Origin of the sequence: Paenibacillus sp. OK076, from assembly GCF_900110055.1 — a bacterium.
In the GTDB taxonomy this organism is placed as follows: Bacteria; Bacillota; Bacilli; order Paenibacillales; family Paenibacillaceae; genus Paenibacillus.
In genome coordinates this window covers 342,041-367,781 of sequence record NZ_FOCH01000002.1, presented here as the reverse complement: position 1 = coordinate 367,781, position 25,741 = coordinate 342,041, and the positions used below count along the sequence as shown (strand labels likewise).

The following is a 25,741-nucleotide window of genomic DNA, read 5'->3' as shown; positions in this document are numbered from 1 at the left end:
CTTCAGGCGGAAAATCCAGCATGCTGAAAAATTAGCGCAGCGCTAACCAGAATTTCTTTATTCCATGTGGGTAACGATGTATACTAATATGGATTGTTGTTATGTTTGAAGGAAGCGTTAACCATAATGACAGCACATTGTACGTAAACCGGCTTGAAGGAGGCGACCAAAGCTGAAGAACAATATCACCATGCGGGATATCGCCGACAAGCTCGGAGTTAGCAGTGTGACGGTCTCGAAAGCATTAAACGACAAAGATGGCGTCAGTGGCGAATTGAAGGAAAAAATTAAATTGCTTGCCGTTCAGATGGGCTATCGGTATAACGCCGCGGCTCGTTCGATGAAGGAAGGCTTAACTCATAATATTGGTGTTATTATCCCGGAGCGGTTTACCGGACCTACACAATCGTTCTATGTACGTGTATTCCAGCGCATCACCAAACATCTGGAGGATCAGGGATACTACGGCATTCTGCATATTCTGAATGTGGAGGATGAAGAGGAATTAATCCTGCCAAAGCTCTATAGTGACAACAAAGTGGATGGTTTCATTGTGCTTGGACAAGTCAGCAAGGAATATATCGAGCTGGTCCAGTCGATGGAGGTACCTAAAATGTTTCTCGATTTCTACGATGAGCATTCTGATATCGACTCTGTCGTAACCGATAACTTTTACGCTGCTTATGAGCTGACAAACGTTCTGGTACAGCAGGGACACCGCCACATCGCTTATGTGGGGAATCTCTATTCGACAAGCAGCATTCAGGACCGGTTCCTCGGTTATTACAAATCATTGCTGGAGCATCGGTTGCCGATGAATCCGGATCTCGTGCTTAATGACCGCGATGAGCGAGGTACGTTTATTGAAATTGATCTGCCAGAGCAGCTGCCTACGGCTTTTGTATGCAACTGTGATCAGGTGGCCCATCTGCTTGTTCAAAAACTGACTTCACTGGGTATTCAGGTGCCTGCACAATGCTCTGTGGTTGGGTTCGATAATGATATCTATGCCACACTCTCCGAGCCCAAATTAACGACGGTTGAGGTCGATGTGGAACAGATGGCGCGTACTGCGGTTCATTCCATGCTCAAAAAGATTGATAACCCGAGTCGCAGCTTCGGCCGCGTACACGTGAAGGGCAATATCATTTATCGTGATTCCGTGAGTGCTGCACCTGCACTTTCGGATGACGAATCTAACTAAAAAGGAACGAAGACTCTCCGTTCCACAAAAAGAGTGCTCCCGGCCATTACGGCTGCAGGAGCACTCTTTGCTTATGAAAAAACGATAACGTGGCTTAAAATCCTTGTAGGCACAGCCATTCGTTTCAACACCCGGATCCTGTTGCTGCCTAGCCTAGTAGCTCGTCTTCAGCCAGTTGTCTTTGGACCAGGATAATTTGCCTGCACCTGCTCCGCTTGAACCGGTGAGGCGTGCATTCAGCGTCGCTGGATCATCGGTAGTGTAGCTGTAAGGAAGTGTCGAGAATCCGTTCCAGGAGAAAGCTTTCACTGCGGCCGGAACCGGGCTGAGCGGACTGCCGGATGCATCACTGTTTCCACGGAATGAGCTTCCATCCAGAGAATACATCGTGTCATTCACCTGAATTTTACCTGTATACGTTGCATCGGCCGGATCGGTCTGGTTATTGCGGACCGGGAACAGTACGTCCTTGATCACGGATTTTTCGACCAGCACTGCACCATCTTCAGTGGAAATCGCTCCGTTGCCGATGATATCAAAATGATACCCTTTGGACGAAATCGCCGCTGCCATCGCAGAAGTGATTCTGGATTTGGCTGCACGCGCCCCTGTCGCATCCATCACAATATTGTAGGCATGCGCATTGCCTCCGCGCAGACGCGGCATGCGATCCTGGATATCTTTGTACAAGTTATGGTGCAGGGTTATGGACAGATTGGCATTGGCCGATTCGAAGCTGGTCGAACCTACCAGATGACCTTTTTTCTGAGGAGATGAAATGGCAATGATATCGGCTTTGCTGAGCCCAACCGCGCTGCTGCGCAGGTAGTTGTACATTGGATAGGAAGCCTTGTTCGCTTCCAACTCGTTAACCTGCTGGGTAACCCAGCTGTTTGAGCTGCCGTCATCGCCCTTGAAGGTAGACCAGGAGATGGTCACGCCGCTTGTTCCTTTTTTCGAATCAACGAGTCCGTCATAGGCTTTGTTAAATGTACAGTGATCAATCCACACACCGCTGCTCTCCTCCAGAGTGATGTAATCCCAGTCGTTCTTATCATAATCACCCTTGGTGGATTCATCCCACTCCCAGAGCTCATCAAATTCGAGGTTACGGATAATGACGTTGGAGCTTCGTTTCACGCTAATGGCAGCATGTTTGATTTTGGAACCGTTAGCGGAGAAAATAGTGAGTCCATTAAAACCGTCAATTGTAATCTTGCTTACGCCAGTCTGTTTCAATACAGGATGCGTTAAGGCATCATTGTGTTTGGCAAAAGGTGATGTCTGCGCGGCACTCGGAATTTCGTTCCACCCTAGATTCAAATCATTCATAATCTCCACCACTTTGACGCCGGAGTTCTTCTTCAACGCCAGTGCCAGGTCAGTCGCATTGTATACCTTCTTATACGTGGACGTGTTCGACTCACTGATGATGCCACCGCCCGTGTTACCTTGGGAGAATCCCGTGAGATTGTAATCTGCATTCCCTGCTGCCTGCACACTTGCAGGACCCGACATTAGTGTGATCCCCAACGTTACAGCCACGGCTGCACTGCACCAGCTTCTTAATTTTGTTTTCATCCCATTCATTCCTCCCATTTCATAATTGATAAGGCTCGTCCCTCGCTGCCATACCGTGTCATGAAGGACATGTCCTCACTGTATATTTTGAAAGCGATTACAACAATAATCTTAATCTCACATCCATGTGGAAAAACCAAATCTGGTAAGAGGTTATACTGTAATCAACTATGAATCGTATAGGTTTAACTTGGTTTCAGGATGACTACATTTCCGATATATATAGTTAAGTCCTACTTCCTGTGATAAAGTAAGAGAGCAGCAGGCAATTCCACATTGTGGATAGAGTGTATTAATAGGACAAACAGCCGCTGACTTATCTATAAGTTACATAAAATGGAGTGAAACAGATGAAGTTTAGAAAGATGCTCTTGATATCGTTTATTTCTATTTTTATTTTTGGCAATTTGGGCCTTCACAGCGTAATTGTGCACGCTGCTGATTCCCTTGAATTCAGGGAGCACGATGATTTAATCAATATTCTAAAAGATGGTGATGGAGAAAACCGCGTCTTCGGATTTACAACGAAGAACAAGTTGACCGCATCCAATACCACTTTGCGCTTGTATGTCAATGCGATAGAAGTGGACTCCAAGGACTATGTTGTGGATTATGCCAACTATAGCATCACCTTCAATAAAGCTCCCGACAGAGGTGCCGAGATTCATATTAAATACGGCATTATTCCCGGATTTGAGTGGGAAGAAGGTGCCAATATGGGTTTTGCCTTGCCTGAGGGAGATGGCTCCACACGGAATTTTCCAGTGTCGTTAAACTATACGCTAAATTCAACCAAACAGATCAGTCTTTCCATTGACCTAACGAAGGTAGCCACGTCCCGATTTACCTTCAACGCAACAACGAATACCGTAACCCTATCCGAAAAACAGCAGGTTCCGCACTCCGGTGCCAAAGTCTATTTCTATATCCCTAAGGCTTCTATTTCCAGTAAACCCTCTCCTTCCGAAGAAGTGATTGAGAGTCCGAGTCCGAGTCCAACTCCAAACAAACCATCGGAGCCTCTTGTTCAAATTCCAACAGGAGAGCGCTATCCCGGCAGTATTACGATCAGATCAGGCAATACCATTACCATCAAACTGTCTGAATCGGCCTCCGTTTCCGGGTACACCTCCTATTTAATGGTGAAAAATGCAAGCGGGCAGGTGGTTAGGCAAATAAAGATTGAGCCAGGAAAGACCTTCAGTTTCTCACTAAGAAAGATGGGGCTTCCAACAGGCGGATATTATTTTTACCTAAAATCGGCCAATCAGTCAGGTGAATTGTCTGCTTCTATTCCTCAATTCGTTATAATCAACCATGAGCCTACGAATATTCAGGTGTTTATTGAAGGTGAGAAGCAGGTTTACAAGCAACCCCCGACTAATTTCAAGGGGAGTGTGCTCGTGCCGCTTCGAGGAATCTTCGAATCGTTGGGAGCCGATGTTAAATGGAACAGTTCCACTCAAACGGTTACGGCAATTAGAGAAGGCCGGACTATCGTGCTGACGATCGGCTCTAAAATTGCCTACATTAACGGTGTCGCTGTAACCTTAAGTGCAAAACCACAGATCATTAACGGCGTAACCATGGTGCCACTACGGTTCGTCAGTGAAGCATTCGGAGGAGAAGTAGAGTGGCACGGAGAAGCTGGTTCGGTTACCATTTTTCTAAATAAGCCATCCATTCCTACATCTGCTGAAAGCGAAGAACCGGCTTCGGGAGCAACAAAAACAACAGAATCTGGGTCTTCAAGTACCTCGCCTATTTTAAATAATATATCGAAGGGAATTAATACTCCGTCTGATATTATATTTGTTATAGACGTGACGGCCAGTATGGGTGAAGTGATCGACTATATCAAAGAAACGGTTAAGAGCTTCGTTGATTCCGTACCTGCCGGTTCGAATTTTGCGGTTATCACCTATCGGGACGTTAACATTTACAGAAATGGCGATTACAATTTGAAGTTCTTTGATTTTACCCAGGATAAAGATAAGTTAAAGGGGGATTTGAATACATTGGTGGCTTCTGGCGGAGGGGATATAAGAGAATCGGGACTGGAGGCTATTAACTTAGCTACTAATAAGCTCTCGGAGTTCAGCAGCGACAACGCCAAACGGATTATATTCATTACCGATGCCCCTGTCCATGAGTCACTCCCCTTGTCTTCCTTTAGCATTAAAGAAATAGCTGATAAACTGAAAGCAGACGAGATTGTATTTGATGCCATCGCCCCATCAGACGGTGATGCCTACAGACAGATTATCCAACTCGTTAAAAGTACCCCTGACGGAGTTCTCTATGATATCAAAGATGCTTCGGTACTCTCGCTGAACAAGTGATACGTTAGCTGTGCGATCTCTCCCATTCATAAATGAAACGGAATCCCGGACATGATGTGCCGGGATTCCTTTTTGTTCGCGGTTATGGTAGCACACAAATTTATGGTTATAAATGCACCCTGAAGTGGTACATTAACCATAACATATAACCTACAGGTGTGATAAATAGTGTATCTTATTCAAAAAATTAAAGAAGTGACTATGCAATATAACGATGCCAGAAAAGTCATTGGCGAGTTTTTTGATTCTACCATGTTGCATCATTACAAGTTATCGCTTAATAGAACGTGTCCAGAAGCCACCATGGAATTGTTTTGGCTCCACCGTAATAACGAAGGCTTTGGGGTCTAACCCGAGAATCGTCTGGTAGAGCAGCTTTTGGTTTTTGCGTTTCGCCAAAATCTCCATCACCAGTCTGTCCCCATCGCGCCCACTGCCTACCCATGCGGTAACGCCATATCCTTTGTCCCGCAGAGAATTGGCGACATTGCCATCCATCTGATTACAGATCACCTTCACCGTAACATAGCCAAGCGCAATCTTCTCCTCAATCCAAGCACCTAGTAACACACCAAGTCCATATCCTACTGCATAAACAATGAGTGCAACCGTCTGATCCAGATAGCTCAGCACCAAGTTCAATCCGAGTACATAGATCACAATCTCCCCCGTACTGATCAGTGCGGCGATGTATTTCTGACCTTTAAGCGTCAGTATCATACGCAGCGTGTACGCCGATACGTAAACAATTTGAATCAGAAAAATAAACACGAGTATTTTAAACAATTTGCATCCCTCTTTCCTAGGGCGTGTCTGAAAACTCCGCAGGACGCAGATTTTGCCGAATTTCCGTTCCAAGTCAGGAAGTTTTCCGCAGGCGTGCCGAGGCACATCAAGGGAGACTGACGCAGCAAGGGGCGAAAAGGCGGTGAAAGATACACTTCAGCAAGTTTTGAGACACGTCCTAATGATCAGACCTGTTACTGCCAGCCTAAGTTCCTGATCTTCCGTTTGCTCTCAGACTAACCAAGTATTATTAATTCTTATCTTCATCATTGGACGTTATGGTGTGATTTTAAACGGTCTACTTGCAATCGATATGGTGCCAGAACTGCCATTATAGAATTGTTTACTGCGATTATCAACCCGGTAACAGACCTAGGGGCGAAAGGCTCTATCGTTGAATATGCTGAAGCATTAGTAATCGCCGAACACCATGGGATACACCATGCGAACAATCGATACCCATCAATGATACATCAAAAAGGGGGGAGCATCCATGCAGCTATGGCAGGAGATGGAGCAGGAAGGGATGGAAGAACTCCTATTTTGTCACGACCCAAGTAGCGGGCTGAAAGCAGTGGTCGCAATTCATAGTACGGCACTCGGGCCAGCGCTCGGAGGATGTCGCTGCTGGGCATACGCCTCAGAAGAGGATGCAATCCGCGATGCTATGCAGCTTGCTAGAGGTATGACCTATAAATCAGCCGTTTCCGGTCTGCCTTATGGCGGCGGGAAAGCGGTTGTCTGGAATATCCCCACGGAGTGGAAGGTAAACACTTCCCCTGCACAGCCTAAATCCCAAGCTAGTTCTTCATTCCCCATTAAGAACGTCGTGGATTCCGATTCTAGTTCCCATCAACTCACCATTCCCAACACCAACACAGGGCGAGCCCATATCTTTCGAGCCCTTGGACGTTTTCTTGAACGACTGAACGGTCGCTATATTACCGGTCTTGATCTAGGCACCACGTCCACTGACATGGATCAGATCCGATTGGAGACTTCCTATGTGACCGATATGACCGGATCACTGGGCGCACAGGATGACTTCACCGCCGAGATGACCGCTTACGGTGTGTACACCGGCATCGTGACCTCGCTAAGTCATCAAGGCATCGCCACATTACAGGGCATTCCCATTGCTGTCCAGGGACTGGGCAAGGTTGGGTATGCCCTGTGCCGTCACCTGCATGCAGCCGGGGCACGGCTCATCGTGGCAGACGTTGTACCGGAGCGTGTACAACGTGCCCTTCTGCAGTTCAGCGGCGCCACCTCGGCCGATCCGGCCCATATTCACGCCGCTGACTGCAAGGTGTTCGCCCCCTGTGCCCTAGGGGGCGTGTTAACCCCGGCATCGGTGGAGGAGCTGCGCTGCTCCATCGTTGCCGGGGCGGCGAACAACCAGCTCAGCCACCGGGAGCTGGTTGTTCGCCGCTTGCAGGCGCGCGGCATCCTGTACGCGCCTGACTATGTGCTCAACGCAGGCGGAATCATCAGCACCGCCTACGAGCTGGAAGGCGCAGGGCCCGACCTGATCCGCCAAAAGGTGGCGGGGATTGCGGGCACGCTGTCCAAGGTCTATGCGATAGCAGCGCAGTCTGCCCTCTCCACGGCGGATGCAGCCGATCAGCTGGCAGTGGCTGTCCTGCAAAGCGGAAACCCCCATGCTTAACAACCAATGCTACCGATTTAGCACACTAATTCAATCTTCTAATCTTTTAAGGGCTCCAGAATCGAGATCTCTGTTACCGTTCGCCCTATCATTTATTTTCTCCATTTTTAAAATTCAGCGAGTCACATAAAAAATGGGAAATAACGTAAAAAGCCAATCCAGGTCATCAAAACCGGATTGGCTTTAGGCTTTAAGCCACTTTTCTTCACATACACATCTACTACACTTCACATTCAATCTCAATCTGCTACCGTCCGCCTTACCCTTCAACCGTTACAGAGGCCCGCTTCACCCGATGCAGCATCGCCCAGAACAGCATATTGATCACGACCAGGAGCGCTACATAGATCCAGATGCCTGCTGGTAGGGTGCGGATAAATACATGTAATCCCCATAACAAACCCATGAGCGGAAAGAAGGCAAAGACGAGCCAGCCATCACTCTGCCCGGCCACACTAAAGGATTGGGAGAACGGCGGTTTTCGCATCAACAGCTTTCCAGACAGCGGGATAAGTGCGGTTGCCACTAAAAATATAACGACCAAATCAGGAAGAACTCTTAACCCGAAGGTCCACACAAATACGATAGCGTTCAATATAAATACAGGCAGAAACATATTGCATAAGAAAGCTTTCAGCGCTCCACTATATAGCACATTCTCGTTGGCCAGAGGGGCTGCCCGGAAAGTCCAGAACGCCTTGTATTGCCCGGAATACTTCAGCATAGTCACAACTGAGACAATCAGCAAGAGCACAATATATAGCGTGTAAAAGAAGGAGCTTTCCCTGAATTCTGCCCACGAAGAACTCTGCAATTGGGTGAACCAGAATACATAGGGCAATACAAAAGCTAAACCGACTGAAGGGTATACCTTCAGCTTAAACTCCCTTTCACTTCGCATCATACTGGCAGATAAACGAAAGCACGCTTGCTCCTCTCTGGAACGGGAGAATACCTTCGCCATGATGCGATCCCAACCCCCACGTCTTCGTCCAGAGGCCTGACCTGCGTGTGCCATTTTCTCCAAATACAATTCGAACGAAGGCATCAGCTTCACGTACACCAACAGACTGACCAGCGGAACGATCACAGCAAGCGCCGAGAAAGTATACAGCCAGGCATTTCCCTCGCCGCCGAACAGCAGCTCAAATGCTGCTGCATACCATACCGGAGGCAGCAGCAACTGCCACCAGGCAGGTGTGAACACCATATTAAAATCGATGATACTAAATGAACGTATGACCAGCTGATAACCTGCAGCGATCCCGATGGAGAGCAGAATCTGCACCATATTGATCATGTCCTTCAGTTTCTCCCCATCCAGAAACTTCATCATGAATAGATAGATCAGGGACGTGGTCACCAGAATTAACATATTCATCAGAATCAGTTCCACCAGAAAAAGCAGGAAAAAGCCGATTCCGTGGGTAATCAATCCCGCTATCAGCGGTGCAGCCGTCAGGGAGCCTGTCAGCAGCAGCAGATAAACTCCTGCGTGGATGGCACGGGCCAAGCCAACAGTGCGTCCATTTACCGGCTTGGTCATGATAATATTACGATCCCGAATATCGAGCAGCACCGAAGAAAAGTCGGAGATCATGGAGGTCATGATCATAAACATCAGCATGGCAGTCACTAGACCCATCTGGAGCATATAATGTCCCGTATCCCAGACAACAAACGGAACCATAATCAGCCCCATCAGTGCATACAACCAGAGGGAACGCAGATACAGGTTGCCTTCTTTCTGCTCCTTATTGCCATTGCGCGCTGACAATACCGTTGGCACCCTCCGCTGATCCATCTGGAACTTCACCCGTAGAATCAAACGCAATACATCATAATCCGCCCCTGTTTTGACGATGACAGACCGAAAACGATCCAGAATCTTCAGCGTGCGGAAGTCGGAGGATTCCGCCATATCAGTACACCTCCTGCACGATGGACACGAAGCGTTCTGCAATTGCTCGATGCTCATTGAAGCCCGTCAGTTGATTGAATACTTCCTCTAGTGAGCCTTCCATGGATTGCTGCTGAAGCTGCCTGAACGTACCATCAGCCATCACACGTCCTTCGGCAATCAGAACGATTCGGCTGCTGATCTTCTCCACCACATCCATGATGTGTGACGAATAGAATATGGTTGTGCCTTTGGCCGACAGCTGTGTCAAAATCTCCTTTACCACCATTACACTGTTGGCATCCAGACCGCTGAGCGGTTCATCCAGGAACAACAAATCCGGGTCATGCAGCAGCGCGGAGATCAGCAGCACCTTCTGACGCATGCCTTTGGAGAAGGAAGCAATGCGGGAATGATATGATTTTTCCAGTCCAAAACAGTCCATTAACCGCTTTGCCTTATAATCGGCATCTTCATAGGACAGCCCGTACAATTCTCCTATAAAGGTCAGATACTCTGCCGGGGTTAATTGCTCGTATAGCTCCGCGACTTCCGGTACATAACCGATTCTGCGCTTATATTCCGCGTCACCATCCGCGATATCCTTGCCAAAGATGCGGACCGTACCCACATACCCCTCAACCAGTCCGAGCAAAATCTTGACCGTTGTGCTTTTACCCGCGCCGTTCGGACCGATGTATCCGATCATCTCCCCCCGATTCACTTCCAGATCAATCCCATTGAGCACATAACGCCCGTTATACCGCATACGCAAGCCTTCAATTGACAGTACTTGTTTTTCACTCACTTCGTTATCCAGCCCCTGTCTCTATTATTTCTACAATTCTACTAGTTTACCACAGATTGGGATGTTCATGATCGGAAATACATTGCAACACATGAAATCATCTGGATATCTTCTCAGTATCATTATTCACGTAACAGGGGTGAACACACGAAAAAACCCTTGTCTCACCTAGAGGTGCCGGACAAGGGCTTCACAAGATCATCTCGATGAATAATCTCTCACCTTAACATAAACTCTTATTGAACCTTAACAATCTGGAAGTGTTGATTCGTACCGCCATTATCGGTCCACTGGATTGCAGCAGCGCCGTCTGCCAGAGATTGTCCTGAAATATCAAGCACCTTGCCTGTGCTGCGGTTTTTCAATTTATAATAACCACCGCCCACACTAACCAACTGCCATTGCTGACTGGCCCAGCCGCCATCGTTCCACTGCTCGATAACAGCTCCATCCGCTGTGGAACCATTTTCTACACCGATCAGCTTGCCGCTGGAACGATTAATGATTTTGACATAACCACCACCTGCATCCGTGATCTGCCACTGCTGGCTGGTTGTGCCGCCGTCTGCCCGCTGCTCCAGATCCGCACCATTATCCGCAGAACCTCCGATGACACTAAGCAATTTATTGCTTTTGCGACTAATCAGCTGATACGAGGCATTCGGGTCCCAGACATCGGGCGTATCCACTCCGGTTACGGAACCCGTGGCTGCATCAATGATAACCGTGCTTGCCCAGTTCATCGCCAGACTGGTTGCACTTGGGAAAGACAACGGCAGCCATACATACTTGGAATCCTGCACTGGCCCGCTCCAGGCGCCAGCCCAGCGATCACCCATATAGAGATAGGATGTTGTCTGTGAGCCTTCGACCGGAAGCACGTATGCGGATTGGGAACCGTAGGTTGTACTATCTCCAAAGTTGCTCAGGCCGCTCCAGGTGCCCGTTATGCTGGTAGCGGTCGCATATTTGGCCTGATTCGGATTCCATCCCGTAGCCCCGGATGTGATCAGGAAGTAGACGCCACCCTTTTTGAACATGGCAGGTGCCTCACGATATTGACCCGGCCACAGCGTCGTTACGAGCGATTCCACACCGAGGAAATCAGGAGTCAGCTTGTAAATATTCAGGTCGGCATTCACTTTGGTCGCGGAGATGAGATAAGCCGTTCCGTTGTCGTTGTACACCGTCATGTCTCTCGAATCATAGCCAAGCGGACGATAGCTGCCCACATACGTATAATTGCCATCCACTGTACTTGAGGTGGCTACAGCCACTCTGGCTTCACCATAGTCGACTCCGTTTTCCTTATGCATCCAAAGAACATACTTACCTGTTGCACTGTTATAGATGACTTTCGGACGTTCGATGTTGGAAATGTTCAACTCGGCAGCCGAGCTGCTGGTGAGCACATCATTGCGATACTCCCAGTTTTTCAGATCTGCTGAGCGGTATACAGAAACCGCCTTGAACGTCCCATTAGGATTGCGATTCTCCCCAAACCAGTAATAATACCCGTTAGCCTTAATCATCCCGCCCCCATGGGCATGAATGACATTGCCGTTTGTATCCTTGAACTGTACCCCGTTGGTCACACTGAGTGGAGCAGCGGAAGCCTGTTGTCCCGGAGCGACCAGCATGCCCAGCGATTGCAGCGCCAAGATTAGAGCAAGCAGATAACATAGACGACGAGTGAAACGATGTGAATTTGTTTTCTTTTCCAACCAACCCTCATTCATGGAATGATACACCTCCGTAATTTACTTATAAAGCGCTTACAATAAAATCGATACGTCTCTTCTTCCTCCGATCGATGATGCATTTCATAGACTACCTATATCTCAGATTGGCTCGGCACTCACCTCCTGATTACGATTGTATCCGCCCTCCTCCTGCTCGAATAGTGAACAATACGGCGGAACATGTACGATTACACACTGAACTTATGGAGTGAACAGCAAAAAGACGCTTCATCCGAAGCGTCCTCTGTTATACATAAGCCAAATCCCTATAATATACGTTATCTCCAGCTAAACTTAGATTAGCTGCAACAACATGTTGTTCATATTCGTTAGCTTGTGTAATAACATTGTCCTATGTGCTAACGCTTTTCTTAATTTTCGTCGTCAAAATCCTGGTCAACCGACAGCACTTTGCCTGTATTGGCATCGATGTCTACATCGGCTTCGCCATTTGCAGTTCTCAGTTCCACTTCATAAACATAACGGCCGTTATCATGATCCAGTTCGATTTCGGTTACTTTTCCGCCTGTCACCTGTTTCAGGGCAATGTTCGAAGCTTGTGCCTCTGTCAGTTTAACCTGTTTTGAAGCAGAGTGATTGGAAGACGTACCTGCCACAGTGCCTTTATAATCATCGTCGTCATCGTAATCTTCATCATCGACTACTGCAAGGATTTTACCTGAGTAAGCATCCAAACGAACGACAACGTCGTTGCTTCCTTTTTTGTCGATTTCAACTTCATAGAACGTTTGGCCGTTTCTGCGCTCCAGATCCACATCATCCACTTTGCCATCCGTTGCTTTCAAGGCTGCTTCTTTTGCCTGTGCGACTGTCAGCAATGTATCTGTGTTCTGGGTCTGTGTTACTGATTGTGTAGTGGACGTTTGCGTAGGCTGAACCGATTGTCCATTTACACTCCCACTGGCCAGAGCGGCTGATCCTCCGAGCAGCACCGCTGCCGACAAGCTGCCAATCCATAGTTTATGTTTGTTCATCATCATCATTCATCTCCTCGTTGTTGTTCTCGTTCTCGTCTACAGTTATAGATTAACCTGTACGAATGAGAGATCAGCGAGAGTCAGATTAGAATTTGATGAGAAAAGGAGTGAGCACCTCACATTATTCCTTAGAATAGCAATGTGACTGGCTTCATGCAGAGCTTTTAAACCATCGTGAAGTCCCTAATCCTCGTCCTCATCCCAAGTAACCGAACGAATCGCGCCTGAAATGGCATTCACCTGCACAATGGCCTCACGACCGTCCTCCAGGTCAATTTCAACCAGATAATACGGATTGCCACTATTCGTTCCACGGAGTTCGATATCATCCACTTCCCCGGGAACCTTAGCCAGTGCCTTCTGCTCTGCTTCTTTCTCGCTCAGAAATGAAGTCTTGGTGCCTTCCCCTGTCGTCGGGTCGGGTGAAGAGGATTCCAGCGTCTTTGAAGACTGTTTCTCTCCGTTATACGGGTCAATGGTCCATTGCTCCCGACCATTGTCCTTTATCTTGAATACCGCCAAATACACCGGGCTTCCCTGCTGCTCGACAAGTTCAAGGGATACCAGTTCGGCATCTGTTTGTTTCAGCAATTCCGTCTTGATCTGTTCCCGGCTCCATAACGTCTTCTCCTCGGCTTGCGGGTTGGACTCCAGCCGTTTAATGGAATTCACGGTCGCCGTAACCGCATCAACTTGTACGTCATACAGTCCGGTTTCGGAGCGGAGCTGCATAATATAGGTTCCGTCCTTCAACGTGGAATTCACGATTTCTCCCGGATATTGATCCAAGACCGATTGGGCCGCTGCTTCTGCTGTTAACATCACGCGGTCTGATTGCCACGGATTCCACCACATAATCGCTATAACGGCAAGGAGAGCCAGGAATCCCGCACCCCACCAAAATGAACGTCTCGGCTTCGCCCATCCTTTGCGTCGTTGTTCTTCCCGTTTCATTTCCGGACGCCCCTCATGCTCTTCCATCACGTTTCCTCCCTTACGCACTCTCTTATGATCCGAAATCGTACTGTGTTACTAGTATATAAGAGAAGAATGAGATTTTCATGAGAGTGATCCGTTCTGTAGGGATGTGGGCAAAATAATCGAAGCCTCGGTTCCTCTACCCTCGGTGCTGTTCAATTCAATACGTGCGCCCACGGCCTCTGCGATATCTTTGGCAAGGGATAGCCCCAAGCCCGAACCGCTTGCTCCGCCGCTGCGTGTTCTGGCCTGATCTACGCGATAGAAACGGTCAAACACCTTGGACAATTCCTCTTCACGCATGCCGATCCCCTTATCTACAATACGAATTCGGCATTCCTGCCCCTTTGCCTCCAGCCGAACTTCAATGGCATCCTCACTATACTTACGAGCGTTGTCCAGCAAAATAAAAAGCAGCTGCTTCAGCTTGCTCACATCGCTAATCGCCCATATCCTGCCTGGATCATCACAGTGGACTTCCCGATGATAGGCTTCGCGAAATGCACGTGTGGAATCCAGTGTAAGCTGGGTGATATCCACCCGCTCCAGCTGCACATTCCACTGCTCCGGCTGCTTTGCCAGCAATAGCAGCTGCTCGGTCATCTCCCGCATGCGCACGGATTCGGACAGAATGGCTTCCACCGCCTCGTCGAATACTTCGGGTCGTTCCTTACCCCTTCGTTGCAGCAGACTGGCATAACTTTCAATGATGGTTAAAGGTGTTTTCAGTTCATGAGAAGCATCGGAAACAAAGCGCTCCTGCCGCTCGAAGTTGGATTCGAGCAGATCCATCATGCGGTTGAACGTCTGCCCCATCGTTTTCAGCTCATCCTTTGATTTTTCGTCGAGCGGAAGGCGCTTGAACTGTCCGCTCGACTGAATATCACTCATCGTGCGTGTCATCTGCTGGATCGGCCGTGTCATCCGGTTCGCCAGAATACGGCTGGAGATGATGGCCGGAATCAGCGCGATGATGGTCACGGCAACAAGAACTGTACGAAGCACAGACAGGCGATTCTCGGTATCCTCTATGCTCTCGGTGACTTGTAGATTCACCACTTCTCCGTCCGGCCAGATCACTGGAACAGAGACCCAGACATAGCCGATTGGCCCAACGTGGGTGTATTCGGATTTTTTTTCGCTTTCGTACTTGTAGGACAGCTTGCTCAGCTGCTCCTCTGCCGAGGTCGTCACCGGCGGGGAGCTGGTGCCGTCTTCATTGACGATCCGCAGCATGCCGTCCAGCGGCGCGTAGGCCCGGAGCAAGTCATCCGGCGGAATGGAGCCGGCAGACTGACGCACTCCTTTTACAATAGACTCGGCCTCAGCCTCTACCCGCTTGATCTCGTTATCGATCGACATTCGTTCAAACACGATATACACCGACAGATTGACAGCAATCAGCAGTACGGCGAACAATACGGACGAGTATCCGTAGATTTTGCTGCGCAGGCTCATACTTGCTCCTTCAGGACGTAACCAACACCCCGAACGGTATGTATTAAGGGTGGTGTGAATCCGTTATCGACTTTTTTGCGCACATAACGGATATACACATCCACCACATTGGTATCTCCATAATAATCGTATCCCCATACGGCTTGGACAATCTGGTCCCGGCTCAGCACCTGGCGCTGGTTTTGCAGCAGATACACCAATAGATCGAACTCACGCGGGGTAAGCTCAATCGGTTGACCATCCCGGGATACCTCACGGGTTCCTTCATTCAGCTTCAATCCACCTGCGGTGAGCCAGCCTGTCTCATTATCCGCCGTGTGCTCCGATGATTGCGCTGTGTCCCGTGTGACCGAAGAGGAAGAATGGGCAGCAGCCGAGGCAGCACTCAGGCGCAGTGCAGCACGTACTCTCGCGAGCAGTTCTTCGATCCGGAACGGTTTTGTAATATAGTCATTGGCCCCCAGATCGAGTCCGGAGACTTTGTCTTCCACAGAGTCTTTGGCTGTGAGCATCAGAATGGGCACGGTCGCATCTTTGGCACGTATCCGCCGCAGCACTTCAATGCCACTCAGACCCGGCAGCATAATATCCAGCAGAACCAGATCCCATTGCCCGTCCCCATACATCTCCAGCCCTTCCGTTCCGCTGCCTGCCTTGCCTACCTGATATCCCTCATACTGTAATTCCAGTTCAAGCAGGCGTGCAATTTTGGGCTCATCCTCGATCACCAGCACGGCTTCATTCATGCAAAGCTCCCCCTCATTCCGTCATTCCATTCTCCCGTTATATTACAATACGAATTACAATTTACCTAAGGCATCCTCTACGAAGTCATCCCCGGCGATCAGATCAAAAGCCATTCGATACGTCTTCTCCTCCTGAAGGGAAGCAGCGATTACACTTGCCACATCTTCACGTGGAATACTACCCGGTTTCAGATCTGTTCCTACAGAGATTTTGCCGGTTCCCGGCTCATTTTTCAAACCGCCAGGACGGATAATGGTGTAATTCAGATCACTTGCGAATAACGCCCGATCGGCATAGTGCTTCGCCACGTAATACGGCTTAATGGCGTCTGACCATTTCTCCCGCTGATCTGCCCCAAACGCACTGACCAGAATATATCTGGTAATTCCCTGCTGCTGCGCCGCCTCCATGGTTTTGACTGCACCATCGAGATCTATGAGCAATGTTTGGTCTGCACCCGTAGATCCACCGGAGCCTGCTGTAAATACAATGGCATTGTGATCCTTCATTGCCTCGGCCAGATCATCCACGCTGCCTTCCAAATCGCCAATTACGACATTGGCACCGAGCTGCTTAAGTAGGTCTGCCTGCTCCGGTTTCCGAATCATCGCGGTGACCTGATGTTTCCCTTCCTGCGCCAGTTGCTGCACCAGAAATTTGCCAATTTGTCCGTTCGCTCCAATTACGAATACGTTCATATGTCATTCTCCTCTCGGTTTTCCTTTTTATAAACCAGCTTTTTATAAACCAGACTTGTCTTTAATTTAAACGAAAGCCGACGCTTCTAAGCGCCGGCTGCTATGTATACTACCGTTCAGCGCATCTGCGATGATGCGGGTAACACGTATTTCCTTTAATATACCATACACCCTATAGGGTTTATACCGAGCACTTTTTTTAGTAAAACATTTCAGATAACAACGATTACACTTCATATATCACTTCAAGGAGCTTAGTCCCTATGCCAGCCGATGTTGGTTAAAATAAAAAAGGCACCCCAGGAGGGGTACCTTTTGCTGCATGGCGTACAGGTATTAGTAAGCCAGTGCAAACAAACCGTGAATATGAGCAAGGTAACGGATGTTACTTGCTTCTTTCATCATGGTTGCTGGCAGACCTTTCAGACGAGTCTGGTTGCCACCGATCATGCCGACAGCATCCTTACGACCCAGACTTCCCAGTGTACCGGAGAATACTGGTGTGAAGGATTCCATTGCGCCACCTTTGAACATTACGCCCAAGTTGTGACCAATGGTTTCACCCATTTGCCAAGCCAATTGTGCTGTTGGAGGGTATGGGCGAGCGCCTTCGCTAGGGAAGACCACTGCACTGTCACCAGCAACAAACACGTCTTTATGAGATGTGGATTGCAGTACTTCCGTAACTTTCGCACGGCCACGATCCACTTCAATTCCGCTGTTGGCAACAACTGCATTACCTTGAACGCCACCAGTCCATACGAGTGTGTTCGTAGGGATCGAGCTTCCGTCTTTCAGCAGAACTTCATTTTCTTTCATTTCGGTAATCGCTACGCCAACGATGAAGTTAACGCCACGTTTTTCCAGACTCGATTTTGCACGCTCAACCAGTTCTGGCGGGAATCCTGCCAGGATGGAAGGACCTGCTTCAACCGTGTACAGGGAAACTTCTTTGAAGTCGATACCTTTTTCTTGGCATACAGCCGGAAGAAGGTCTGCGAATTCACCAACAAGCTCGATACCTGTCAAACCACCGCCACCGATAACAAACGTAGCGTCTGCTTTGTTGCCGGATTGTTTGTAAGCATCCAAGCGAGCTTCCACGTGTGCACGAATGCGGTTAGCATCACTAACGGATTTCAGCGTGAAGCTGTACTCCTGCAATCCCGGAATTCCGAAGAATGCCGTTTCACTGCCCAAGGCAACAACGAGTGCATCGTAAGAGTAAGTAGAACCGCTGGTCATGAGAACTTTTTTCTCGTCCGGCTTGATTGTGTCCACCGTATCGATTTTCAAGTTCACATTTTTACCACTCAGCAATTTTTCGAGTGGAAGGGCAACTGCTTTTTCAGCAATGCTTCCTGCTGCAAGACGGTGCAGTTCCGTAATAATTTGGTGCGTAGGGTAACGGTTCACGACTGTAATAGTCGCTTCTTCCGGTGTCAGGTATTGACGCGCAGTCAGCGCAGTCAACAGACCACCGTAACCTCCGCCCAAGATCAAAATTTGCTTCGACATATCCATCCTCCGTTCTTCTAATCTTAACGTTGCTGTTGTTGACGCTCGTTCAGGATGCTCAGGAATGATTGAGCAAAACGCAGCGTTTGTTGTACGTTTGGATCTTTAAGCATTTTGAGCATAGCGAACAAACCAACCGAAGTTTGCTCGGCTTGCGCACGATCATTCGCTTCGATGGCAGCAGAAGCTACACCTTTAGCTTTGTCTACAACAGGTTTAGCAAACTCGCCCATTGCGCTCATTGTGTCGCTGATCAGAACTTTGTCTGTAGCTACGCTTTGTGCAAAGTCATAAGCTTTGGTCATTGCAGTGACCATTTCAGCCAGTTTAGGCAGGTTCTCCACCAGAACGGTCAGAGACTCCTGTACCTCAGGCTTCATCAGTTGATCCAGTACGTCCAAGGACTGGCGTTGGGAAACGTCGGCACCTTCTGTAACCGGCACCTCTTGTTGAGTAGGCGATTGTGACATAAGAGAAAGTCCTCCTTTACTTTGGGATAGAAGTCCGCGACTTTCATGATGCCTGTCAAGCAGAGCCGAACCACAAATACATCCAATACAACTAAATGTACCAAATTTCACACAATAGAATGAGCATAGCCCAAGGGCCGTTCCCACATCGTGTATTGTATCTTGGGTCTATTGCGGACAACATGTGTTGACGCAAAACGACAAGCAGGCCGAAACCGAACTCTATACCCCTATATTACACCTCTTACACATGAACATGAAAAAGAAATTTTTTACACTTGTGAAGATATTGTGAACATTGTAACAAAATCGATTTTTTTGTCAAGCATTGCGGTCGGTTTAAAATCGACTATTCTCCTGTCCCAGATCCGTAATCCTACCACATGTGGTATGAAGACAAGATCCCATATGACCATATGTGCGATATGTACACAAGGAAGGATTTTTTCAACTGAATTTTTCAGGAATTGTTTTCCAAAACCATGAATTTCATGCAACGAAATTGGTCACTGTCGTTATTATGCAGCTAGGGGTGCAGCCTTATTCCTGAAATGACATCATTTCTTGTTCAAGTATGAACCTATCCTGGCATGAAAGCAAAAAAGACACAAAGAAGGCCTGACGAATCGTCCTGCCTCCTGATATTTGCTTTACTATTCGCCCGATTGGATCGTTACTTTAGGTCACACCATAACTATTTCTGGGGAATGCTGAGCCATTCCATCAAGCAACGCTTTTATTACAACGACAGCGGCACGCTCCAATTCCTCCACCTCCAGAAGTATCGAGATAGCCTGATCGGCATGAAGCTTCTCATTAGGCAGTCCTCCATCTGGAAAAGGACATAATTCCGCGAGTATATTTAACTTTTGGGACATGTTTCGATATAACTCTTCCGCCTGAAGACAGAATGGAATCAAGCTGGAATAGCGGGCAGTCGAAGCCCACTTTAGAGAAAGTTCTTTGAAAAACTCACTTGCATAACGTCTTGCATCCCACAAAACCGCAATGTTATAGGCATGACCGTTCGGTTCTACCCGTCTATATTCTAGGGCTTCTCTCCAGACCGCATAGGCAGCCAGACCACTGACTGTGTTCGGCAAGGTATACGGGTCCTCCCCACGATAATGAGCCAAAGCATCTGTCAGTGCCGCGTGCAAGTTCAGTTCTCGTATCATGCCATCTGATTCCGCTGCCAGTACAAATACTTCCTGATTCACACCCCGGCCTACATGATCATAGGCAATTGTTCCTGATTTAATGAAATCTGTACCGTATAGGGTCCGGGCTGCATCATCATAGCCATAGATCAATCCGAACTCGGGAATATGCAGGTCCCATACGACGGCCGGAATTCCCCGATGAATGGAGTAACGTATTAGGGAGAGGGCCCGAACAAGTCTTGGATTAAGCAACCTTTTCCCCTTCGCTTTCTCCTCTAGCATCGAAGGATCGACCAGATTGGCATTGAGTCCCGCTTGGCTCGCCAAAGCCTCAACCGCATGGGAACGATAACCCATATGTTGCAATCCTCTGGTAAGCACCTCTTTGAAGTTATAGGCGGTGGGGCCAGCGATATGTATATCCTGAGGTAGGATGGTTAGACGAAAAGAGAGTCCGCTCATCCCCATAACCATGGGGAGAGACGGAGATGGACCGATATAACCTAACATCTCGTGAATGGATGCTGCTGCCGAGTTCCAGGTTTGGGGAGCCCGAAACGAAAGGGGTTCCTCCAGAATCACTCGATTTTGCCCGAGTGAATTCCACTCTGCCAGCATTTCTTCTACAGATAAATGAATATGAAGCTGAGACACTTTTTTACGTGAACGGGACAGGATTTGATACACATTGGCAATTGTCAGATTGAATTTGCAGGCCATTTCTTGCGGTGACAGCTGCTCCATAGAATACGATGTGAAGACCTGTTGTTCTCTTTCATTCAGACAACCCAGCAGCATGTGGAGATTGTTCCTCATTTCCTGCTGAGCAACAGCTTGATACGGATCATAGCCTGTCTCCTGGGATCTCCGATCGGTGTCATTCAAAAGATGATTCAGCGTCATGTCGAGCGAGTCTTGATCGCTCCATGAAGCGTCATCGGCTCCAAATGCAAGGAACGAAGAAAAATGTTGTTCCCGCTGCTGTTCTTGGCGCTGCATATGTGAGTAAGCCTGATTACGCACAATGCGCTGCATCCAGGCCATGAAACGCTCAGCATTCTGAAGCTGTCCCATATGAATGAACGCACGAATAAGCCCATCCTGTAAAATGTCTTCTGCGAGATAAGAATCATGCGTAAGTGCTCGCACATAACGAAACAATTGCCCACGGTAACGGTGAATCAACTCCCCAAAGGCCTCTGTATCGCCAGTTTGGGCTCGTTGGATAAGCGCGATATCCGGCTCCTTTTGCCGATCCTCTAATGTCTCATCTTCCCCTGGCCTGATATGGCGATTGTCAGTTAATCCATCCATGTATATCTCCCTTTCTTATAGCCTCGCTTTACTTTCATTACTCCATCTTCACTCCATCTTCAAAATAGCAGCTTCGATCATGGCTTCCGTCTCCGCGAGTGCCACCATGATTGTCGCAGCAGCCTCCCAGTTCCGGGAGACAAGACGGGATTGGCATTCCCCGAATTGGCGAGATTGTGCGTATTTCAAAACAGAAAGGTCAGGATGGATTGTTTTAAAAAACAAACCATAATCATGGGCACGACGCGCGCCTACTGGCAGAGCAAAATACACATAATGAGCCCACTCATTACCATCGATTGCTCCAGCACGAACCTGTTCCGCCTTATGCAGAATGGCTGAAGCTCCGGTTCGTCCTTCCTGTGCAGCGATATCATGGAGCTGTTCTGTAAGGGTTGATTTGAACCAAGTAAACGCCCGGCGGTTAATCTCCTCCAGATCAGGCTGTTCAATGCGTTCAGGACTCCACCATCGTCGATACACACCGCTACTCCATGGGAATTCAGACTTCCATGCTTCCTCAAGTTTATCCAGTGTCAGAAAAACATTCGGAAATCCAGCCGGGTCATGCAGGCATATTTCATCGCCCTCCATATTCAGCGCCACTACATAATGATCGCAACCACCCAGGTTGGGAGAGTTGGGATTGTAGACGAGTTTGCCCATATCCAGCGGACCCATCATCACAGGACCCTGCTTCAAAGTCTCTCTTAGCTCATCTACAGGCATCTCTGTACCCCGTGATTGCACACTTTCGCGCACACGAAATCCCAGAATGCTCATCGCCTTGCTGATGGCCAGATCAGGACTAGAAGTACAGTTATCAAAAAAGAGAAGGTCTTCCTGCGTTCGAAAGGCCCCTAGTGAAAAGCCACCGATGGTTTCAAGCAGACCAGGGTCTACCTTTTCTCCAATGGACGACAGCAGCATTGAAGCTGAATTGGCGTAGCAATATGCACCATTTCCGATATAATTGCTCATATCATAACATCCTCTCATTCCTTTAATGAAGCACGCGATTATGCAATGCCTATACTTATACTGACTCTTCGTACAGATCATTTCTGACAGAATATTCAGAACAAATTTCTGCCCGCATAAAATAGCGAACGTTTAGAATGCGGACATCCCGGTTAATAAGAACTACACCAGAAACGAAGGAGATGTTCGATATGAGTAATTCAACTAGCGATAAAATCAAAGCAGGTATCAATAAGGCTAAAGGCGAAGTGAAGGATCAGATCGGTAATGCAACGAATAACAGATCCCTTCAGGCTGAGGGTAAAAAAGACAAAGCCAAAGGTGCTGTGCAGGACAAAATTGCAGATGTTAAAAAACATCACTAGATCGATTCGTTTCAACGTGAACACGCACGATGATTCGTGTAGTAAATATAGAGTCATTGCCCGACCGTCCATATCGGTTGAAAGCCGGGATTCGACGGGGGCGCAAAAAAGCCAAGGAAGGTGTTATTCACTACACCCTTCCCTGGCTTTTTTTGTCCTGTTTAGATAGCCGGAACTGCATATCTCGCCATATCGATAATAAAGCTGCGTGCTTCTCTTGTCGTGTGGTATTCTCGGCTGAATTGTCTTACCCATTCGGGGTGTTCCTGATACCATCGAAAGGTCTGCTCCAGTCCCTGCTCCAGCGTCGTCTGGGGGAACCATCCCGTCTCTGATCGTAATCTTCCAGAGTGAACGACCAGGCTCGAACCTCTGGATTGGGTGGGCTCCTGCTCCCGAATCTCCGCCGTTCCATTAGAATTTTGCAGTTGTTGCAAAAGCCCTCCGATCTCTTGCATGGTCGTTCCTTGCCCTGTCGAAATGTTATAGATCTGCTGATCTTGTCCATTCAGCATAATCTGTTCAATCGCTCGCAGCGCATCATCCACATACAGAAAATCACGTACAGCCGATCCCTGAATATCCAGAGGAAGGCCATCCATCATTCGCCCAAAATTACGCGGGATAATCCGATCCGGCAACTGCCAAGGACCATAGAGATTGGTTAAACGAAATAATTTCACAGGAAGCTGGTAACATTGAGCGTAGGATCGTGCGAGCATCTCACAGGCTACTTTGGAAGCGGAGTAAGGGGATACCGGAGCATATTCATCGGATTCGTGATACACTCTGCCCATCTCCCCTCCGTATACCTCAACGGATGAAGCCAGCAGCACGGGAATATGGTGATCGGAAGCGTATTGCAGAATAGTCTGTGTACTGAGGGTGTTGTTACGAAACACTTCTCCGGGGTGATGATACGAATAATCTACGTGTGGCATCGCTGCCAGATGAATAATATAGTCTGTTTCGTGCGGCAAGCTGAATCTGTCCTTCGCGAGATCACAACGGATAAAGGCCATTTCATGAAGTGGAGAGCTATGTACAAGCCTCTGACAATAATCATCCTGATCCACCAGGGTGATTCGATGTCCTTTTTGCGCCAAATACTGAGAAAGGTTAAATCCTACAAATCCAGAAGCCCCTGTAATGACAATATTCAAGCACATTCCCCCTTGGATTAATACAACAAGTTCACTGAAGAGAGTCTATGTTCTGATTATAATCTTATAGTGATACATTTTGTATCATTTTACAATTGTTTTTTGTTCTTCTCCATAAATAAATGGGTAATGCCATAGGGAGGTGATACTTACGATGAAAGAGGACATGAACAATGTACAGACAATGTTATTCCAGGACGATGGTGTGATCCCCAATCATTCGAGTCTGCCTGTACTTCTGTATAAGGGAATTTGGGCAACAGATTCCTCTCGTGCGGAGTCGTTGCTGAACCAAAACGGATGGGGAAACAGTTGGATAAACGGCGTGTTTAATTATCATCATTATCACAGCAATGCTCACGAAGTACTTGCGGTGGTGAGTGGTTGGGTTGAGCTCATCCTTGGTGGGGAACATGGAAAGGTTGTGCGGCTTCAGGCAGGAGATGTCGTCGTATTACCTGCGGGAACCGGACATAAACGGCTGAGTGCGAGCCTTGATTTCCGCATTGCAGGGGCCTACCCAGGTGGCATGAGTTATAATACCCGAACAGGTGAACCGGGAGAGCGTCCCAAAGTTCTGCGTGAAATTCAGGAGGTTCCCATCCCGGATACCGATCCGGTCTATGGGCAAGAGGGGCCACTATTGGAGTTATGGAATCAGAACAAGACATGAAAGAATAAATGGACTGCTCCTGGATAAAAAAACTACCGGGAACAGTCCATATTTCGGTTACTGGGGAAGCCTCACACTGTAGAATCGCATGGCATGTGGCTTCCCTTCCATCTCAAGCCGTCCTTGTATGATCAACTGTCGAACACGGTATTCAATGAATGCGTCTCCGACAGCTTGTTCGAGATGGCCCAACACCTCACCTACGAGGCGGGCTGATTTTATAAACTCGCCCGGCTGTCTGGTTAACATAACTTCTCTGGCTTTCTGCATAATGTACTCATCAATCGCGTCTTCGGGCACACTCTGAATCTCGCCATCCTTCATTAATCGCAGAAGTCCAGGCTGTACAGCCAAATCCACCCACTCTTGCTCCATTTGTCTGCGTTCCTCCAAAGACAACGGTTCGGCATTCACACCGTGTTGCCACATCGCTAACAACTTCTCAGAAAAAATTTCACCTGTTCTAAGAACATCATGCTGAACTTCAGAATTATGAAATAATTCCTGATATAATGCACTGGTCTCGATCAAATAGATAGGCCCCAGCCTATCACGCAGCAAATGCATGGCATATAAAAGCCCTGTTCTCTCATGAGCATTATTCGCATACCAGATGATGATTCGGGTATCTTCATTAATTGAACTCACTACGCTGTTTAATTGAATCAGCTCATTCATGCCTTGGACGGCATAACTTCCATTCTCACTCAAATAAAGTTTCTCAAGTAGCCATAGGTGCCTGCGGTGTAAATCCGCCTTGTTCGTCAAATCGCCCAATGGACCGATGGCATAGTAGTCATTCATAGAGAAAAACCGCCGCTCCGAGCGCCCTGGAACCTTGCCCATCGCAACCTTAATGCTACCTAACGGCGATTCTCCAATCGCTATATGAATTTCACGTGGTTTCTGTGCCATCAATGCCTGTTTCTCAGCTTTCTCCCGGTTCCGATTCTCGTCCAATGTATTAAATATCGACTGAATTTTCGTTGCAAAATGATCGGAATGTTCTTTCGCTGACTGAACACTGACTTCCCTTTCTGCAATGAGATAAAGCATACGCAATAGCGAACGCAGCTCATCCTCATTCATAAGGTGCAGCTCCTTTTCAAAATCAAAGACATTGTCAATCATGTTTATCCCCCTCTAAACAGTCTTAACAGACCAGACGGTCTTCTCCGACTAA

Annotated in this window: 21 protein-coding genes; 5 read left to right on the top strand and 16 right to left on the bottom strand. The window is 48.0% G+C overall.

The annotated features are described in order from the left end of the window. Positions 1-190: 190 nt before the first annotated feature. On the top strand, positions 191-1,204 hold the full coding sequence (locus BMY78_RS20465; RefSeq protein WP_090903140.1) for a LacI family DNA-binding transcriptional regulator: 1,014 nt from the start codon (positions 191-193) through the stop codon (positions 1,202-1,204). A gap of 153 nt (positions 1,205-1,357) precedes the next feature. Here BMY78_RS20465 and BMY78_RS20460 read toward each other — a convergent pair whose 3' ends face one another. Continuing rightward, positions 1,358-2,785 (bottom strand): pectate lyase family protein, encoded by a 1,428-nt coding sequence (locus BMY78_RS20460; RefSeq protein ID WP_090903139.1) that lies wholly within the window; start codon positions 2,783-2,785, stop codon positions 1,358-1,360. Between the two features lie 350 nt (positions 2,786-3,135). On the opposite strand from BMY78_RS20460, the gene BMY78_RS20455 reads away from it, so the two are divergent. Next, complete coding sequence (locus BMY78_RS20455) at positions 3,136-5,127, top strand: stalk domain-containing protein (RefSeq protein ID WP_090903137.1); 1,992 nt, start codon at positions 3,136-3,138, stop codon at positions 5,125-5,127. A gap of 270 nt (positions 5,128-5,397) precedes the next feature. Here BMY78_RS20455 and BMY78_RS20450 read toward each other — a convergent pair whose 3' ends face one another. After that, positions 5,398-5,913 (bottom strand): DUF2179 domain-containing protein, encoded by a 516-nt coding sequence (locus BMY78_RS20450; RefSeq protein ID WP_090903135.1) that lies wholly within the window; start codon positions 5,911-5,913, stop codon positions 5,398-5,400. Between the two features lie 493 nt (positions 5,914-6,406). On the opposite strand from BMY78_RS20450, the gene BMY78_RS20445 reads away from it, so the two are divergent. Further along, complete coding sequence (locus tag BMY78_RS20445; RefSeq protein WP_090903133.1) at positions 6,407-7,582, top strand: Leu/Phe/Val dehydrogenase; 1,176 nt, start codon at positions 6,407-6,409, stop codon at positions 7,580-7,582. A 259-nt stretch (positions 7,583-7,841) separates the two neighbouring features. On the opposite strand, the gene BMY78_RS20440 is transcribed toward BMY78_RS20445, so the two are convergent. From BMY78_RS20440 to BMY78_RS20385, 12 genes are all read right to left on the bottom strand, one after another. Continuing rightward, positions 7,842-9,503 carry a hypothetical protein gene (locus tag BMY78_RS20440; protein ID WP_090903131.1) on the bottom strand — a complete coding sequence of 554 codons (1,662 nt, stop codon included), beginning with the start codon at positions 9,501-9,503 and terminating at the stop codon, positions 7,842-7,844. Between the two features lies 1 nt (position 9,504). Beyond that, positions 9,505-10,290, bottom strand: a complete 786-nt coding sequence (locus BMY78_RS20435; RefSeq protein WP_090903130.1) for an ABC transporter ATP-binding protein — start codon at positions 10,288-10,290, stop codon at positions 9,505-9,507. Positions 10,291-10,526: 236 nt separating this feature from the next. Then, positions 10,527-12,029 carry an RICIN domain-containing protein gene (locus BMY78_RS20430; RefSeq protein ID WP_090903128.1) on the bottom strand — a complete coding sequence of 501 codons (1,503 nt, stop codon included), beginning with the start codon at positions 12,027-12,029 and terminating at the stop codon, positions 10,527-10,529. A 374-nt stretch (positions 12,030-12,403) separates the two neighbouring features. Further along, positions 12,404-13,036: a PepSY domain-containing protein gene (locus BMY78_RS20425; protein ID WP_090903126.1), complete on the bottom strand. Its 633-nt coding sequence runs from the start codon at positions 13,034-13,036 to the stop codon at positions 12,404-12,406. A 177-nt stretch (positions 13,037-13,213) separates the two neighbouring features. Next, on the bottom strand, positions 13,214-14,011 hold the full coding sequence (locus BMY78_RS20420) for a PepSY domain-containing protein (RefSeq protein ID WP_090903124.1): 798 nt from the start codon (positions 14,009-14,011) through the stop codon (positions 13,214-13,216). Positions 14,012-14,089: 78 nt separating this feature from the next. After that, positions 14,090-15,466 (bottom strand): sensor histidine kinase, encoded by a 1,377-nt coding sequence (locus tag BMY78_RS20415; protein WP_090903122.1) that lies wholly within the window; start codon positions 15,464-15,466, stop codon positions 14,090-14,092. Next, positions 15,463-16,212, bottom strand: a complete 750-nt coding sequence (locus tag BMY78_RS20410) for a response regulator transcription factor (protein ID WP_090903120.1) — start codon at positions 16,210-16,212, stop codon at positions 15,463-15,465. Before BMY78_RS20410 ends, BMY78_RS20415 begins: the two co-directional genes overlap by 4 nt. Positions 16,213-16,266: 54 nt before the next feature. Next, positions 16,267-16,911, bottom strand: coding sequence for an SDR family oxidoreductase (locus BMY78_RS20405; protein ID WP_090903118.1), 645 nt, complete (start codon positions 16,909-16,911; stop codon positions 16,267-16,269). Positions 16,912-17,247: 336 nt separating this feature from the next. Further along, complete coding sequence (locus BMY78_RS20400) at positions 17,248-18,429, bottom strand: NAD(P)/FAD-dependent oxidoreductase (RefSeq protein ID WP_076287362.1); 1,182 nt, start codon at positions 18,427-18,429, stop codon at positions 17,248-17,250. A 23-nt stretch (positions 18,430-18,452) separates the two neighbouring features. Beyond that, positions 18,453-18,899, bottom strand: coding sequence for a DUF1641 domain-containing protein (locus BMY78_RS20395; protein ID WP_090903116.1), 447 nt, complete (start codon positions 18,897-18,899; stop codon positions 18,453-18,455). A 683-nt stretch (positions 18,900-19,582) separates the two neighbouring features. Continuing rightward, positions 19,583-21,376 carry an RNA polymerase sigma factor gene (locus BMY78_RS20390; protein ID WP_090903114.1) on the bottom strand — a complete coding sequence of 598 codons (1,794 nt, stop codon included), beginning with the start codon at positions 21,374-21,376 and terminating at the stop codon, positions 19,583-19,585. Positions 21,377-21,424: 48 nt separating this feature from the next. Further along, on the bottom strand, positions 21,425-22,357 hold the full coding sequence (locus tag BMY78_RS20385; protein WP_090903112.1) for a hypothetical protein: 933 nt from the start codon (positions 22,355-22,357) through the stop codon (positions 21,425-21,427). Positions 22,358-22,548: 191 nt separating this feature from the next. On the opposite strand from BMY78_RS20385, the gene BMY78_RS20380 reads away from it, so the two are divergent. Then, the gene (locus tag BMY78_RS20380) at positions 22,549-22,722 is read left to right on the top strand and encodes a CsbD family protein (protein WP_090903111.1); all 174 of its coding nucleotides are present in this window, start codon (positions 22,549-22,551) and stop codon (positions 22,720-22,722) included. Positions 22,723-22,883: 161 nt separating this feature from the next. Here BMY78_RS20380 and BMY78_RS20375 read toward each other — a convergent pair whose 3' ends face one another. Beyond that, complete coding sequence (locus BMY78_RS20375; RefSeq protein WP_090903107.1) at positions 22,884-23,891, bottom strand: NAD-dependent epimerase/dehydratase family protein; 1,008 nt, start codon at positions 23,889-23,891, stop codon at positions 22,884-22,886. 148 nt (positions 23,892-24,039) lie between these two features. On the opposite strand from BMY78_RS20375, the gene BMY78_RS20370 reads away from it, so the two are divergent. Beyond that, positions 24,040-24,558, top strand: a complete 519-nt coding sequence (locus tag BMY78_RS20370) for a cupin domain-containing protein (protein ID WP_256222234.1) — start codon at positions 24,040-24,042, stop codon at positions 24,556-24,558. Between the two features lie 57 nt (positions 24,559-24,615). Here BMY78_RS20370 and BMY78_RS20365 read toward each other — a convergent pair whose 3' ends face one another. Next, complete coding sequence (locus BMY78_RS20365; RefSeq protein WP_090903105.1) at positions 24,616-25,689, bottom strand: DUF1835 domain-containing protein; 1,074 nt, start codon at positions 25,687-25,689, stop codon at positions 24,616-24,618. Positions 25,690-25,741: the final 52 nt, after the last annotated feature.